This is a genomic window from Streptacidiphilus sp. EB103A (genome assembly GCF_041261405.1).
GTDB lineage: Bacteria > Actinomycetota > Actinomycetes > Streptomycetales > Streptomycetaceae > Streptacidiphilus.
In genome coordinates, this window is sequence record NZ_JBGCAQ010000003.1 from 316,363 (window position 1) to 330,834 (window position 14,472).

At 71.4% G+C, this 14,472-nt stretch carries 14 protein-coding genes; 2 read left to right on the top strand and 12 right to left on the bottom strand.

What is annotated here, in order from left to right:
• Nucleotides 1-32: 32 nt before the first annotated feature.
• The 12 genes from ABH941_RS06585 to ABH941_RS06640 form a co-directional block, all read right to left on the bottom strand.
• Entirely contained in the window at nucleotides 33-1,331 is a 1,299-nt protein-coding gene (locus ABH941_RS06585; protein ID WP_370127627.1) for a sulfate adenylyltransferase subunit 1, read from the bottom strand.
• Between the two features lie 2 nt (nucleotides 1,332-1,333).
• Nucleotides 1,334-2,275 (bottom strand): sulfate adenylyltransferase subunit CysD, encoded by a 942-nt coding sequence (gene cysD / locus ABH941_RS06590; protein ID WP_370127628.1) that lies wholly within the window; start codon nucleotides 2,273-2,275, stop codon nucleotides 1,334-1,336.
• Nucleotides 2,272-2,853, bottom strand: a complete 582-nt coding sequence (gene cysC / locus ABH941_RS06595; protein ID WP_370127629.1) for an adenylyl-sulfate kinase — start codon at nucleotides 2,851-2,853, stop codon at nucleotides 2,272-2,274. Before cysC ends, cysD begins: the two co-directional genes overlap by 4 nt.
• A 91-nt stretch (nucleotides 2,854-2,944) precedes the next feature.
• Entirely contained in the window at nucleotides 2,945-3,667 is a 723-nt protein-coding gene (locus tag ABH941_RS06600) for a phosphoadenylyl-sulfate reductase (RefSeq protein WP_370127630.1), read from the bottom strand.
• Nucleotides 3,651-3,839, bottom strand: coding sequence for a hypothetical protein (locus tag ABH941_RS06605; RefSeq protein WP_370127631.1), 189 nt, complete (start codon nucleotides 3,837-3,839; stop codon nucleotides 3,651-3,653). The genes ABH941_RS06600 and ABH941_RS06605 overlap by 17 nt, the downstream gene beginning before the upstream one ends.
• A complete protein-coding gene (locus tag ABH941_RS06610) occupies nucleotides 3,836-5,545 on the bottom strand; it encodes a nitrite/sulfite reductase (RefSeq protein ID WP_370127632.1) in 1,710 nt (569 codons plus the stop codon). Before ABH941_RS06610 ends, ABH941_RS06605 begins: the two co-directional genes overlap by 4 nt.
• 178 nt (nucleotides 5,546-5,723) lie before the next feature.
• Complete coding sequence (locus ABH941_RS06615) at nucleotides 5,724-5,807, bottom strand: putative leader peptide (RefSeq protein ID WP_332262522.1); 84 nt, start codon at nucleotides 5,805-5,807, stop codon at nucleotides 5,724-5,726.
• 78 nt (nucleotides 5,808-5,885) lie between these two features.
• On the bottom strand, nucleotides 5,886-7,523 hold the full coding sequence (locus ABH941_RS06620) for an acyl-CoA dehydrogenase family protein (RefSeq protein ID WP_370127633.1): 1,638 nt from the start codon (nucleotides 7,521-7,523) through the stop codon (nucleotides 5,886-5,888).
• A 28-nt stretch (nucleotides 7,524-7,551) separates the two neighbouring features.
• A complete protein-coding gene (locus ABH941_RS06625) occupies nucleotides 7,552-9,297 on the bottom strand; it encodes an SDR family oxidoreductase (RefSeq protein WP_370127634.1) in 1,746 nt (581 codons plus the stop codon).
• Complete coding sequence (locus ABH941_RS06630) at nucleotides 9,294-10,139, bottom strand: M24 family metallopeptidase (protein WP_370127635.1); 846 nt, start codon at nucleotides 10,137-10,139, stop codon at nucleotides 9,294-9,296. The genes ABH941_RS06625 and ABH941_RS06630 overlap by 4 nt, the downstream gene beginning before the upstream one ends.
• A gap of 5 nt (nucleotides 10,140-10,144) precedes the next feature.
• Nucleotides 10,145-11,251, bottom strand: coding sequence for a 2Fe-2S iron-sulfur cluster-binding protein (locus tag ABH941_RS06635; protein ID WP_370127636.1), 1,107 nt, complete (start codon nucleotides 11,249-11,251; stop codon nucleotides 10,145-10,147).
• 34 nt (nucleotides 11,252-11,285) lie between these two features.
• Nucleotides 11,286-12,179, bottom strand: coding sequence for a metal-dependent hydrolase (locus ABH941_RS06640; protein ID WP_370127637.1), 894 nt, complete (start codon nucleotides 12,177-12,179; stop codon nucleotides 11,286-11,288).
• A 79-nt stretch (nucleotides 12,180-12,258) separates the two neighbouring features.
• Here ABH941_RS06640 and ABH941_RS06645 point away from each other — a divergent pair, with 79 nt between their 5' ends.
• The gene (locus ABH941_RS06645) at nucleotides 12,259-12,903 is read left to right on the top strand and encodes a TetR/AcrR family transcriptional regulator (RefSeq protein WP_370127639.1); all 645 of its coding nucleotides are present in this window, start codon (nucleotides 12,259-12,261) and stop codon (nucleotides 12,901-12,903) included.
• Between the two features lie 149 nt (nucleotides 12,904-13,052).
• Nucleotides 13,053-14,414, top strand: a complete 1,362-nt coding sequence (locus ABH941_RS06650; protein ID WP_370127640.1) for an FAD-dependent oxidoreductase — start codon at nucleotides 13,053-13,055, stop codon at nucleotides 14,412-14,414.
• Nucleotides 14,415-14,472 lie beyond the last annotated feature (58 nt).

The window sequence follows — 14,472 nt, forward strand, 5'->3', positions numbered from 1 at the left end:
CGTCCGTCGTGGTGCCGGTCAGAACGTGCCGGTCAGAACGCTTCGCCGACCATACCGGCCGTCAGCGTGGTGCCGTCGGCCTGGTCGATCAGCAGGAACGAGCCGGTCTGACGGTTCACCGCGTAGCGGTCCAGGGCCAGCGGTTCGGCGGTGCGCAGTACTACCTGACCGATGTCGTTGACCTGGAGCGCCTCCGGGTCGGGCACCCGGTCCAGGGTGTCGATGTCGATGCGGTAGGGCAGCTGCTTGACGATCGCCCGGACCGTTCGGGTGGTGTGCTTGAGCAGCACCCGGTCGCCGACCCGCAGTGGGCGCTCGTGCAGGTGCGAGACGGTCGCCAGCACGTCCTGGGTCGGCTCGGGGGCCGAGCCCGCCGCGATCAGGTCGCCGCGGGAGACGTCGATGTCGTCGGTGAGGCGGACGGTCACCGACTGAGGCGCCCAGGCGATGTCGGTCTGCTTGCCCAGCACGTCGATCCCGGCGACGGTGGTGGTCAACCCGGACGGCAGCACCGTCACCGGGTCGCCGGCCCGCAGCACGCCGGAGGCCAGCTGGCCGGCGTAGCCGCGGTAGTCCAGGTGCTCGGCGCTCTGCGGGCGGATCACGTACTGGACCGGGAAGCGGGCCGGCTCGTCCGAGGGGTCGGAGCCGACCGGGATGGTCTCCAGGTGCTCCAGCAGGGTCGGGCCGCCGTACCAGTCCATGTGCGCGGAGGGCTCGACCACGTTGTCCCCGGCCAGCGCGGAGATCGGGATCGCGGTCACGTCCGGCACGCCGAGCGAGGCCGCGTAGGCGTTGAACTCCTCGGCGATGGCCGCGAAGACCGGCTCCGCGTAGTCGACCAGGTCCATCTTGTTGACGGCCAGCACGACGTGCGGGACGCGCAGCAGTGCGGCGACGGCGGCGTGTCGGCGGGTCTGCTGGACCACGCCGTTGCGGGCGTCGACCAGGACCACGGCCAGCTCGGCCGTGGAGGCGCCGGTGACCATGTTGCGGGTGTACTGCACGTGGCCGGGGGTGTCCGCGAGGATGAAACGGCGGCGGGCGGTGGCGAAGTAGCGGTAGGCCACGTCGATGGTGATGCCCTGCTCGCGCTCGGCCCGCAGGCCGTCGGTCAGCAGCGCCAGGTCGGGGGTGTCCTGGCCGCGGTTGGCCGAGGCGGTGGTGACCGCCTCCAACTGGTCGGTCAGGATCGACTTGGAGTCGTGCAGCAGCCGGCCGACCAGCGTGGACTTGCCGTCGTCGACGGAGCCCGCGGTGGCGAAGCGCAGCAGCGCGGTCGCCGACCCGGTCTCCAACGCGGGGGTGGGATGGTGCAGTTCGGTGCTCATGCTTAGAAGTACCCCTCGCGCTTGCGGTCTTCCATGGCGGCCTCGGACACCTTGTCATCGGCCCGGGTGGCCCCGCGTTCGGTCAGACGGCTGGCGGCCACCTCGGTGACCACGTCGGCCACGGTCCTGGCGTCGGAGTCGACGGCGCCGGTGCAGGACATGTCGCCGACGGTGCGGTAGCGCACCTGGCGCCGCTCGACGGTCTCGCCGGCCTTGGGGCCGCCCCACCCGCCCGCGGTCAGCCACATGCCGTTGCGCTTGAAGACGTCGCGCTCGTGCGCGTAGTAGATGGCCGGGAGCTCGATGTTCTCCCGCTCGATGTACTGCCAGACGTCCAGCTCGGTCCAGTTGGACAGCGGGAACACCCGGACGTGTTCGCCGGGGGAGTGCCGGCCGTTGTAGAGCGACCACAGTTCGGGGCGCTGGCGGCGCGGGTCCCAGGCGCCGAACTCGTCGCGGAGCGAGAAGACGCGCTCCTTGGCGCGGGCCTTCTCCTCGTCGCGGCGGCCGCCGCCGAAGACCGCGTCGAAGCGGTTGGACTCGATGCCGTCCAGCAGCGGCACGGTCTGCAGCGGGTTGCGCAGGCCGTCCGGGCGTTCGCGCAGCCGGCCGTCGTCGATGAAGTCCTGGACCTTGGCGACGTGCAGCCGCAGGCCGTGCTCGGCGACCGTGCGGTCGCGGTACTCCAGCACCTCGGGGAAGTTGTGGCCGGTGTCCACGTGCAGCAGCGCGAACGGGACCTGGGCCGGCCAGAAGGCCTTGAGCGCCAGGTGCAGCATCACGATGGAGTCCTTGCCGCCCGAGAACAGGATCACCGGCCGCTCGAACTCGCCCGCCACCTCGCGGAAGATGTGGACGGCCTCGGCCTCCAGCGCGTCCAGGTGCGAGAGCGCGTAGGGGTTCCCGTAGGACTCGGAGGTCAGGATGTCGGCAGCGGTGGTCACGCCAGTCCCCTCTCGGTGAGCAGTGCGTGCAGAGCAGTGGCCGAATCGGCCACCGGCTGGGTGTGCGCCTGGATGCGCAGGTCGGGTGCGGTGGGGGCCTCGTAGGGGTCGTCCACCCCGGTGAGGCCGGAGATCTCGCCCGCCGCCTGCTTGGCGTACAGGCCCTTGACGTCGCGCTCGGAGCAGACCTCGACCGGCGTGGCGACGTGCACCTCCAGGTACGGCGTCCCCTGCTGCGCGTGGCGGTCGGCGACGGCGGCGCGGGAGGCGGCGTAGGGGGCGATCACCGGGGCGAGCACCTTGACGCCGTTGGAGGCGAGCAGCTCGGCGACGAAGCCGATCCGCTGGATGTTGGTGTCCCGGTCCTCGGGGCTGAAGCCGAGCCCGGCCGAGAGGAAGGTGCGGATCTCGTCGCCGTCCAGGATCTCCACCCGGTGGCCCTCGGCGCGCAGCCGCTCCGCGAGGGCCAGCGCGATGGTGGTCTTCCCGGCGCTGGGCAGGCCGGTGAGCCACACGGTGGCGCCGGCTGCGGCCACGGCGGCCGCCGGGGCGGTCGCTGCGTCGACGGTGGTGGTCATCGGTTCTGCTCCAAGCGTGGGTCGGGCGGGGTGCTGTGGGGATATCAGGGGCGCACGGGACAAGACTGCTACAGGAGTCTGAGAACTTCCCCTAAAGATGGATGCCGCACTCGGTCTTGCCGATTCCGGCCCAGCGGCCCGAGCGACCGTCCTCGCCTGCGAGGATGCGTCGGGTGCAGGACTCCGGGGAGCAGCCGACGGAGGCGTAGCCGTCACTGAGCAGCAGGTTCAGCAGGATGCCGTGCTCGGCGACGTAGGCGTCCACGTCCTCCTGGGTCCAGCGGGCGATCGGGGCGATCTTCACCTTCCGGCGCTTGGCGTCGTAGGCGACGACCGGCGTGTTCGCCCGGGTCGGCGACTCGTCGCGGCGCAGCCCGGTCGCCCAGGCGTCGTAGCCGGCCAGGCCGCGGTTGAGCGGCTCGACCTTGCGCAGCGCGCAGCAGAGGTCGGGGTCGCGGTCGTGCAGCCGCGGGCCGAATTCGGCGTCCTGCTCGGCCACGGTCTGGCGCGGGGTGAGAGTGATCACATTGACCGGGTAGACCTCCGCGACGGCGTCGCGGGTGCCCAGGGTTTCCGGGAAGTGGTAGCCGGTGTCCAGGAAGATCACATCCACGCCGGGCAGCGCGGTGGACGCCAGGTGGGCGACGACCGCGTCCTCCATCGAGGAGGTGACGGCGAAGCGGCGGCCGAAGGTCTCGGCGGCCCAGCGCATGATCTCCTGCGCGGAGGCGTTCTCCAGCTCCTGGTTCGCCTGCTCGGCGAGGGCCTGGAGCTGCTCGGGTGTTCGGGTCGGTATGTCAGTCTCTGTGGCCATCTGACGATCCCCCAGAAGTGGATGAATGCGGTGAAAGCAGGCCGAGGAACTTCAGTGAGAACGCCCGACAACAGCTCGCGCATTCCCAAGTCCCGTGGCCCCCTTCCTCACTGGGGCGCAGGTCCTCGTCCCCGCAGTACGGGCAGTAGAACGGTGCGGCACGCTCGCTCACTTCAGGGCCCCTTCCTCCGCGCGGAGCGCCCATTCGGCGAAGCGCTCGTCCTCGGTGCGCTCCTGCTCGAACCGGCGCAGGACCCGCTCGATGTAGTCGGGGAGTTCGTCGGCGGTGACCTTGAGGCCGCGCAGCTTGCGGCCGAAGCCGGCCTCGAAGCCCAGGCTGCCGCCCAGGTGCACCTGGAAGCCCTCGACCTGCTCGCCCTCGGCGTTCAGGACCAGCTGGCCCTTGAGGCCGAAGTCGCCGGTCTGGATCCGGGCGCAGGCGTTGGGGCAGCCGTTGATGTTGATGCTGATGGGCTGGTCGAAGTCGGGGAGGCGCTTCTCCAGGTCGGCGATCAGGTCGTGGCCGCGGCCCTTGGTCTCGACGATGGCCAGCTTGCAGAACTCGATGCCGGTGCAGGCGATGGTGCCGCGCCGGAACGAGGACGGGCGGACCTGGAAGTCCAGCTGGTCCAGGGCCGCGACCAGCGGGTCGACCTGGTCGGGCGCCACATCCAGGATGATCATCTTCTGCTCGACCGTGGTGCGCAGCCGGCCCGAGCCGTGGGCGGCGGCGACGTCGGCGATCTTCGCCAGGGTCGGGCCGTCGATGCGGCCGACCTTGGGGGCGAAGCCGACGTAGAAGTTGCCGTCCTGCTGCTTGTGGACGCCCACGTGGTCGCGCCAGCGGGTGCTGGGCTCGGCCGGGGCCGGCCCGTCGATCAGCCTGGTCCTGAGGTAGTCGTCCTCGAGGATCTGCCGGAACTTCTCCGGGCCCCAGTCGGCCATCAGGAACTTCAGCCGGGCGCGGGTGCGCAGCCGGCGGTAGCCGTAGTCGCGGAAGATGCCGACCACGCCGGCCCAGACGTCCGGGACCTGCTCCAGCGGGACCCAGGCGCCCAGGCGCTCGGCCAGCCGTGGGTTGGTGGACAGGCCGCCGCCGACCCAGACGTCGAAGCCGGGGCCGTGCTCGGGGTGGACCACGCCGACGAAGGCGATGTCGTTGATCTCGTGCACCACGTCCTGGACCGGCGATCCGGAGATCGCGGTCTTGAACTTGCGCGGGAGGTTGGAGAACTCCTTGTCGCCGATGTAGCGGCGGTGGATCTCGTCGACGGCCCAGCTGCCGTCGATGATCTCGTCCTCGGCGATGCCGGCGACCGGGGAGCCGATGATGACGCGCGGGCAGTCGCCGCAGGCCTCGGTCGTGGACAGGCCGACGGCCTCCAGCTTCTGCCAGATCGCCGGGACGTCCTCGATCCGGATCCAGTGCAGCTGGATGTTCTGCCGGTCGGTGATGTCGGCGGTGCCGCGGGCGTAGGTCTCGGAGACCTCGCCGATGGCGCGCAGCTGAGCGGTGGTCAGCCGGCCGCCGTCGATGCGGATCCGCAGCATGAAGTGCTCGTCGTCCAGCTCGTGCGGCTCCAGGATGGCGGTCTTGCCGCCGTCGATGCCGGCCTTGCGCTGGGTGTAGAGGCCCCACCAGCGCATCCGGCCGCGGAGGTCGGCCGGGTCGATGGAGTCGAAGCCGCGCTGGGAGTAGATCGTCTCAATGCGTGTCCGCACATTGAGACCGTCGTCGTCCTTCTTGAACTGCTCGTTGGCGTTCAGTGGAGTGAAATGACCCATGGCCCACTGGCCCTCACCGCGGTGGCGGGTCACCTTGCGGGTGGCCGCCGGGCGGCGCGCGGCGGCGTCGTCAGGGGTGGGGGTGGAGGCCATGGTGCAGTCCTTCGGCAGAGTGGCGGGGGCCTGGGGCTCGGCGTCGGTTCCCGGTCTGCGCAGCAGCATTGACCTGCACGGTTGTGCTCGGCTCGTGCGGGCGGAGCTTGCGGTGAACCTGACCGGACCGACAGACGGCGACGCATTTTTGGGGGATACGGCAGCGGCGGTAGGGGACTCAGGTCACCGGACAGATGGCGCTGGACATGCGGCCGAGATCGACGTGAAGTCGACCGACCAAGGCAGTTCCGGCACCGGACATGGAAGAAGCGTCGCACGCCGAGCTTTCTTGCGTCCACCGGCGTCCAGAATATGAACAATTGTGTCTCGGATGGTGGGACTATCCGATCGTCGGCCGGGTCCGGGCCACGATCGCCGCGAGATCGAGGCCCGGTGGCAGCGTACCGAAGGTCGTACCCCGGTCGCCGCCCAGGCGGGAGACGCAGAAGGCGTCGGCGACGGCGGCCGGGGCATGCCTCAGCAGCAGCGACGCCTGCAGCAGCAGCGCCAGCCGCTCCACCACCCGGCGGGCCCGGGTCTCCAGCTCGGCCGGGTCGGCGAGCTCGGCGAGCAGCTCCTTCACGGCGGCGTCGAAGTGCCGGTCGGCGCCCTCGGCGAGCCGCAGCTCGGCCAGGAAGGCGTCCACAACCTGCGGCTCCCGGGCCAGGACGCGCAGCACGTCCAGGGCGTTCACATTGCCCGAGCCCTCCCAGACCGAGTTCAGCGGGGACTCGCGGAACAGCCGCGGCATCCCCGACTCCTCGACGTAGCCGTTACCGCCCAGGCACTCCAGCGCCTCGGCGGCGACCACCGGACAGCGCTTGGTAATCCAGTATTTGGACACCGCGACCGCCAATCGGCGGAACTCCCGCTCCTGCGGGGTGTCCGTGTCGAAGGCGGAGGCGAGCCGCAGCGCGGTCGCGGTGGCCGCCTCGGACTCCAGCGCCAGATCGGCGAGGACATTGCGCATCAGCGGCTTGTCGACCAGCGGGCCGCCGAAGGCGCTGCGGTGCGCGGCGTGGTGCGCCGCCTGGGCCAGGGCCTGCCGCATCAGCGAGGTGGAGCCCAGCACGCAGTCCATCCGGGTGGCCGCCACCATCTCGATGATGGTCGGCACCCCGCGTCCTTCCGGGCCGAGCCGCTGCGCCCAGGTGGTGCCGTCGAACTCGACCTCGGAGGAGGCGTTGGAGCGGTTGCCCAGCTTGTCCTTGAGCCGCTGGATCCTGAACGTGTTGCGGCTGCCGTCCGGGAGCACCCGGGGCAGCACGAAGCAGGTCAGCCCGCCCGGCGCCTGCGCCAGCACCAGGAAGACGTCCGACATGGGGGCGGAGCAGAACCACTTGTGGCCGGTCAGCACGTACTCGCCGTCCGCCGCCAGCGGCTCGGCCCGGGTGGTGTTGGCCCGGACGTCCGAGCCGCCCTGCTTCTCGGTCATCCCCATCCCGGCCAGCACGCCCCGCTTCCGGTGCGGCGCCCGCAGCCCGAAGTCGTACGTACGGGAGGTCAGCAGCGGCACCCACTGCTCGGCCAGCGCCGGGTCGGTCCGCAGCGCGGGGACGGCGGCGTGGGTCATCGAGACCGGGCAGCCGTGCCCGTACTCGGCTTGCGACCACACCATGAACCCGGCGGCCCGGCGCAGATGCCCGTCCGGACGGGTCCAGGCGTCGCCGGTCAGACCGGCGACCACGGCGCGGTCCATCAGCGAGTGCCACGCAGGATGAAACTCGACCTCGTCGATCCGGTTGCCGTAGCGGTCGTGGGTGCGCAGCACCGGCTCGTGTACGTTCGCCAGCTCGCCCCAGTGCTGCGCCTCCGCCGAACCGGCGGCCCGTCCGAGCTGCCCGAGCTCGCCGTCGATCTCCGGCAGCCGCTCCGGCGCCGCGTACCGCGCCACACCCTCGCGCAGCGCGGCGTCGGCCCCGTACACGTCGTAGTCGACCAGCGGCGGGGCCTGGTTGGTGACGTCATGGGTGCTCATAGCGGCCACGGTAGTTCACTCCTGTCCGTTAGCCCAGCCTGAGGCGGGCCGCGGCGCGGATCAGGCCGGGGGAGAGGCGGCCCAGCACCCGGGCGGCCTTGGCCTCGACCGTCACCGGGACGAAGGGGCGGTCGTCGGCGACGGCCCGGACGATCGCGGCGGCGACCTTCTCGGGCGGGAAGTTGCGGCGGGCGTAGAGGCCGCTGACCCGGCGGCGCTGCGCCGTCTGCTCGGCGTCGTCCAGGCCGGAGAAGGTGGTGTTGCGGGTGATGTTGGTGTTGACGATGCCCGGGTAGATCGCCGACACCTTGATGCCCTGGTCGGCCAGCTCGGCGCGCAGGCAGTCGGAGAGCATGGAGACCCCCGCCTTGCTGGTGGCGTAGGCGGCCAGCATCCGGGACGGCAGGTAGGCAGCCGCCGAGGCCAGATTGACGATGTGTCCGCCCTCGCCGCGCGCGGCCATCAGCGAGCCGAAGGCGCGGCAGCCGTGGATGACGCCCCAGAGGTTGACGTCCAGCACCCGCTTCCACTCCGCCTCGGTGGTCTCCAGGAAGCTGCCCGAGTGCCCGACGCCGGCGTTGTTGACCAGCACGTCGGGGACCCCGTGCTCGGCCGCGACCTTGGCGGCCAGGGCGTTCATGGCGGCGCCGTCGGAGACGTCCACCTGGTAGGCGTGGGCGGTCGCGCCCAGCAGCCGGGCCAGCTCGACGGTGCGCTCGGCGGACGGCAGGTCGCGGTCCAGCAGCACCACCTCGGCGCCCCGCTCCGCGAAGGCCAGCGCGGTGGCCCGGCCGATGCCGCTGCCCGCGCCGGTCAGCACGACCAGTCGGCGCGGAGCCCTGGGCAGCGCGGCCCCGCCCTCGTGGTGGGCGACGAACTCGCGGACCATGCGTGCCACGGTGGTTCCCTTCTCCAGCAGCGCTCCCCAGTGGCCGACCGGGATGGTGCGCCGCCACAGCTGCGGCGCCCATCGCTCCAGGCCCTCGGTCAGCGCCGGGCTGACGTAGTTGTCCTCGGTGAGGGTGATCGTCTGCACCGGTACGAGGGTCGGCCGCTGCCCCGGGTTCAGCAGCCGCGGCAGCATGTTGGCGCGGTAGAGCCCGATGCCGCGCACCGCGTCGCCCGCCAGCTCCCGGGCGGATCGGCGGTCCTGTATGCGCGGCTCCCCTTCGCGTGGCGTGACCCCTTCGACCAGGCGCAGCACCGAGTCCCAGCGGGCGGCCAACCCGTGCTGCCAGGCGAGCGGCGCCACCCCCGGCAGATGGAACGCGACGATGTACCAGGAGTGCGCCGCCTGCCCGGCCAGCTGGGCGAGATGGCGCGGAGTCGGCCTGGCCATCCGGTGCCTGGCCCAGTGGCCGATGTGGTCCAGGCAGGGCCCGGAGATGGAGGTGTACGAGGCGATCCGGGCCTCCGCGCCGGGGCGGGTGACCGCCTCCCAGGACTGGATGGAGCCCCAGTCGTGCGCCACCACATGGACCGACCGGTTCGGGCTGACGGCGTCCGCGACGGCCGTCAGGTCGTCGGCCAGATGCTCCAGCCGGTAGTCGCGGACGCGCTCGGGACGGCCCGAGCCGCCCGCGCCGCGGACGTCGTAGCGGACCACCTGGTGGTCGGCGACCAGGTCGGCGGCGACGTCGTCCCAGACCCGGTGGGTGTCGGGGTAGCCGTGCACCAGGATCACGGTGGGGTGGGCGGGGTCGCCTTCGGTGTGGACCGAGAGCGGCAGCCCGGAAGGACCGGTGACCGTGCTCCGGCGGATCGCGGCGGTCATCGGTTCTGCTCCCAGCGCCGGACGTGCGGCAGGTCGTCGTCCAGCCAGTAGGCGTCGTCCTCGGTGACGACCAGCAGTTCCTCGAACTTCAGCCCCACGTCCCGGAAGCCGATGTGCGGCTCGACCGCCCACAGCCCCGGCGTCGGCGGGTGCTGCGAGGAGCGGCCGTCCGCCCAGAGCGGGCTGCGGCCCTGGAGCCGCTCGCTGACCAGTTCGCGGCCCAGCGTCTGCAGGGTGCGCACGCCGAAGCCGAACAGGTTGACCCCGGCCGGGCCGCGCTGGAGCGTCCTGGTCACCTGGTGGCCGATCACCCGGCCCGGGTAGACCCGGTGCCGGTTGTCGTATCCGTGCTCGGCGATCAGCGCGTCCACCGAGGCGTACACCTCGTTCAGCGGCCGCCTGGCCTTCACCTCACGGAGGATCAGTTCCCGGTACTGGCGCAGGTCCTGGGCGATCATGTCCCAGATCGGGTTGTCGCCGACCTTCCCGGCGTAGCCGATGTCCGCGGTGTAGCCGTCCACCACCGGGGCGCAGTCCAGCACGAAGCACATGCCCTCCTCCAGCCGGCGGCCGCTGGCGAAGAACTGCAGCGGGGTGCGGAAGTGCCGGAAGGCGGTGCGGTCGCCGAACCAGGCGAAGGGGATGTGGAAGAAGTCCTGGACCCCGGCCGCAACGAGCTCGCGGCGCAGCCGCTGGGCGGCCTCGCGCTCGGTGACGCCAGGGGCCAGCCAGGCGGCGACGCTCTCGGCGCAGCCGTAGGCGAGCTGTTGCAACTCGCGGAAGCGGTCCAGGTCGTGGGCGTCGTAGGGGAAGCGGGGCGGGGTCTTCACAGCTGTGGTCATCGGGGTCATCCGTCCAGTTCGAGGCATTCGCCCTCGGGGGCGCGGGACACGCAGACGAGCATCTGGCCCTCGGCCCGCTCCTGGTCGCTGAGCCTGCGGTCGCGGTGCTCGACCGTGCCGGCCGTGACATTGCGGCGGCAGACGCCGCAGTAGCCCTGACAGCAGGAGTAGGGCGTGGCGGGGTCGTGCTCGCGCAGCACGTCCAGGGCGGACCGGTCGGCGGGGACGGCGAGGGTCACCCCGCTGCGGCGCAGCCGCAGGGTGAACGGTCGGCCGTCGGTGACCGGGGCGGCGGAGAAGCGTTCGAAGTGCAGCGCGCGGGCGGGGGAGTCGTCGAAGGCGGCGCGGACCGAGTCCAGCATCGGCGCCGGGCCGCACATGTAGACGGCCGCGCCGGGCCCGGGGGCGTGGCCGAGGAGTTCGGCGGCGTCGGCGGGTCCGCCGTGCTCGTCGTCGGGACGGAGCACCAGGCGCCCGCCGTCCCGGTCGAGCGCGCCGAGCTCGGCGGCGAAGGGCATGGTGGCGCGGGAGCGGCCGGTGTGGACCAGCCGCCAGTCCAGGCCGCGCCGGGCCGCCTCGCGGGCCATCGGCAGCAGCGGGGTGATCCCGATGCCCCCGGCGATCAGCAGCACGGCCGGGTCGGCGGCGAAGGGGAAGGCATTGCGTGGGTGACTGATCGTCAATTCGCTGCCCACTGGGAGATTCTGGTGAATCTCCAGGGAACCGCCGGCACCGGTGTCGATCCGGCGTACCGCGATCCGGTAGCTGTTGCGGTCGGCCGGGTCGCCGCACAGGGAGTACTGGCGGCGCAGTCCCGACGGCAGCTCGACGTCCAGGTGCGCGCCCGGTTGCCAGGCGGGCAGTGGGACGCTGCTGTCAGCGGACCGCAGGTGGAGCGAGACCACGCCCTCGGCCTCGACGGTGCGGGCGGCCACCACCGCCGGCAGCAGCGCCGACGTGGATGGCACGGTACGGCGGCCGTAGCGGTCCCTGCGGGTGCTGATGGGCAGGTAGAAGCGGGTGACCGTGTCCAGGAAGCGCATGAAGCGGTCGTCGCGTCCGCGCCCGTACAGGTCGGGCGGGGGCGGCAGCGGGGTGGGTTCGGGGCTCATGGGGTGGCGTGGTCCTCGGGGTCGATGCGCTGGGTCAGTGCGCGGCGGCGCGGGCGGCCGGGGAGGTGCCCAGGTAGGCGACGGCCTGCCGGGTGGAGCCCTCCTGGGTCGGGTGGTAGCCCCGGCTGAGGTAGCGCGCCGCCGAGCGGGCGGCCCTGCCCAGCCGCGGCAGCAGCCCGCGCTTCGACGCCGCGGTGTACGCCCGCCAGCTGGCACGGGCCTGCCCGGGGACGAGCGTCGGATCGTTGGCCATCAGGAAGCGGGTGCCGCGGACCCAGAGGTGCACCAGCACCGGTCCGGTGATCGCCATGGCGCGGATCCGCCGGGTGTACCCCTGGTCCAGGTGCCGGAGCAGGTCGAAGGCGACGCTGCGGTGCTCGACCTCCTCGGCGCCGTGCCAGCGGATCAGGTCCAGCATGGTCGGGTCGACCCCGGCCCGGTCCAGGGCGTCCGCGTTCAGCACCCAGTCGCCGAGGAAGGCGGTGAAGTGCTCGATGGCGGCGATCACGGCGACCCGCTCGATCAGGTTCTCCCGGGCCGCCGTACCGGTCAGCTCCGGGTGTTCGCCCAGCACCCGCTGGAAAAGGTACTCGGCCTGGCGGGTGTAGGGGCGCGGGTCGAGGCCCTTGGCCAGCAGGTGGTCCAGCACCCCCTGGTGCGCCTCGGCGTGAATGGCCTCCTGGCCGACAAAGCCCAGCACCTCCTCGCGCAGCCGCTCGTCGCGGATCAGCGGAAGCGCCTCCTTGAAGGTCCGCACGAACCAGCGCTCGCCCTCGGGGAGCAGCAGGTGCAGCACATTGATCACATGGGTGGCCATCGGCTCGCCGGGGATCCAGTGCATCGGCAGGGCGTTCCAGTCGAACTGCACGTTCCTGGGCTGCAGGACGAGACCGTGGTGTTCGCCGTCCCCGGCCGGGTTGTGGGGCATGGGGTCCTCCCTGACCGATGTCTTATTGATGCTTACTCAACAGTAGGGTCTATTGAGGACAAGTCAATAGACTGTGCGCATGGTTCGTTCCCCCGGCTCCCGGCTGTCCCCCGCCGACCGCAAGACGCAGATCCTCGCTGCCGCCCGCGGCCTGCTCGAAGCCCGCAGCATCGACGACCTCTCGGTGGAGGCGGTGGCCGAGGAGGTGGGGGTCTCGCCGGGGCTGCTGTTCCACTACTTCGGCTCGCAGCGCAAGCTGCGGCAGGCGGTGCTGCACGCGGTGGCGGCGGAACTGCTCGACCATGTGCGCCCCGACCCCGCGCTCACCCCCTCCGAACAGCTGCGCTCCGGTATCGACACCTTCGTCGAGCAGGTCTCCCGGCACCCCTCCCTCTATCTCGCCGTGGTCCGGCTGACCACCACCGGCGACAATGCGGAGATGAAGGCGCTGCACCGGGCGATGCGGACCACCTTCACCGAGTGGATCACCGCGGGTCTGATGGACGCCGGGATGCCGCCGAGTCCGCGGGTGGCCATGGCGGTGCACGGGTGGCAGGCCTTCATGGAGGAGGTCGTGCTGGCCTGGCTGGATCAGCCTGCGGCGGAGCGGATGCCGCGGGCCGAGCTGGTGGAGCTCTGCCATCGCGCCTGCTACCAGCTGGTCATGGTGGCCCTGGACGACCCGGAGGCATGGGAGCGGATGCTGCCCGCGCTGCGGCGCTGACGCGGTCCGGGTCCATCCCGATCTTTGAGTAGTCATAAGGTCGGCTTATGCACTCATAGGCCGGAACCGGGTACTGTTCCTCGATCGGCGTTAGGCATGCTTACCCTTACCGGAGTCTCGCCTGCCGTCCAGATCGAAGGAAACACCACATGCCTCGCCCTCTGCGGGTCGCCATCGTCGGAGCCGGCCCCGCCGGGATCTACGCCGCCGACGCCCTGATGAAGTCCGACGTCGCGGCCGACCCCGGTGTCTCCATCGACCTGTTCGAGCGGATGCCGGCCCCCTTCGGACTGATCCGCTACGGCGTCGCACCCGACCACCCCCGCATCAAGGGCATCATCACCGCGCTGCACCAGGTGCTCGACAAGCCGCAGATACGTCTCTTCGGCAACATCGACTACCCCGGTGACCTCAACCTGGACGACCTGCGCCAGTTCTACGACGCCGTCATCTTCTCCACCGGCGCCAGTGCCGACCGGGAGCTGAACATCCCCGGCATCGAACTGGAGGGCTCCTACGGCGCCGCCGACTTCGTCTCCTGGTTCGACGGTCACCCCGACGTCCCGCGCACCTGGCCGCTGGAGGCCGAGAAGGTCGCCGTCCTCGGCGTCGGCAATGTCGCCCTCGACGTGGCCCGCATCCTCGCCAAGACCGGGGACGAGCTGCTCCCCACCGAGATCCCGGCCAACGTCTACGAGGGCCTGGCCGCGAACAAGGCGCTGGAGGTGCACGTGTTCGGACGCCGCGGCCCGGCCCAGGCCAAGTTCAGCCCGATGGAACTGCGCGAGCTGGACCACTCGCCGAACATCGAGGTCATCGTCAACCCCGAGGACATCGACTACGACGAGGGCAGCATCACCACCCGCCGCTCCAACAAGCAGGCCGACATGGTCGCCTCCACGCTGGAGAACTGGGCCATCCGCGATGTCGGCGACCGCCCGCACAAGCTCTTCCTGCACTTCTTCGAGTCCCCGACCGAGGTGCTCGGCGAGGACGGCCGGGTGGTCGGGCTGCGCACCGAGCGCACCGAGCTGGACGGCACCGGCAATGTGAAGGGCACCGGCAGGTTCACCGACTGGGACATCCAGTCCGTCTACCGCGCCGTCGGCTACCTCTCCTCCGAGCTGCCCAAGCTGCCCTGGGACGAGGAGACCGGGACGGTGCCGCACGAGGCCGGGCGGGTGGTCGAGAACGGCGAGCACCTGACGTCCACCTATGTCACCGGCTGGATCAAGCGCGGCCCGGTCGGCCTGATCGGCCACACCAAGGGCGACGCCAACGAGACCGTCGCCAACCTGATCGCCGACTTCCAGGCCGGGAGGCTGGCTGCGGCCGCCGCGCCGGGGGAGGACGCGGTGACGGAGTTCCTGGCGGCGGCGGGGGTGCGGTACACGACGTGGGACGGGTGGTACCGGCTGGACGCGGCCGAGAAGGCGCTCGGGGAGGCGCAGGGGCGGGAGCGGGTGAAGATCGTTCCTCGTGAGGGGATGCTGGATGCTTCGGGGGCGTAACGGGGTGGGTGGCGGGGCTGCGCGGGCGGTGCACGGAGGTGCGTGGTTGGCAGCGCGC

Coding starts and splice junctions, on each gene's coding strand:
- ABH941_RS06620 (WP_370127633.1), bottom strand. CDS start 7,523: ATGAGCACCCATGACGTCACCAACCAGGCCCCGCCGCTGGTCGACTAC.
- ABH941_RS06600 (WP_370127630.1), bottom strand. CDS start 3,667: ATGGCCACAGAGACTGACATACCGACCCGAACACCCGAGCAGCTCCAG.
- ABH941_RS06640 (WP_370127637.1), bottom strand. CDS start 12,179: ATGCCCCACAACCCGGCCGGGGACGGCGAACACCACGGTCTCGTCCTG.
- ABH941_RS06645 (WP_370127639.1), top strand. CDS start 12,259: ATGGTTCGTTCCCCCGGCTCCCGGCTGTCCCCCGCCGACCGCAAGACG.
- cysC (WP_370127629.1), bottom strand. CDS start 2,853: ATGACCACCACCGTCGACGCAGCGACCGCCCCGGCGGCCGCCGTGGCC.
- ABH941_RS06650 (WP_370127640.1), top strand. CDS start 13,053: ATGCCTCGCCCTCTGCGGGTCGCCATCGTCGGAGCCGGCCCCGCCGGG.
- ABH941_RS06615 (WP_332262522.1), bottom strand. CDS start 5,807: ATGTCCGGTGCCGGAACTGCCTTGGTCGGTCGACTTCACGTCGATCTC.
- ABH941_RS06625 (WP_370127634.1), bottom strand. CDS start 9,297: ATGACCGCCGCGATCCGCCGGAGCACGGTCACCGGTCCTTCCGGGCTG.
- ABH941_RS06635 (WP_370127636.1), bottom strand. CDS start 11,251: ATGAGCCCCGAACCCACCCCGCTGCCGCCCCCGCCCGACCTGTACGGG.
- ABH941_RS06610 (WP_370127632.1), bottom strand. CDS start 5,545: ATGGCCTCCACCCCCACCCCTGACGACGCCGCCGCGCGCCGCCCGGCG.
- ABH941_RS06630 (WP_370127635.1), bottom strand. CDS start 10,139: ATGACCACAGCTGTGAAGACCCCGCCCCGCTTCCCCTACGACGCCCAC.
- ABH941_RS06585 (WP_370127627.1), bottom strand. CDS start 1,331: ATGAGCACCGAACTGCACCATCCCACCCCCGCGTTGGAGACCGGGTCG.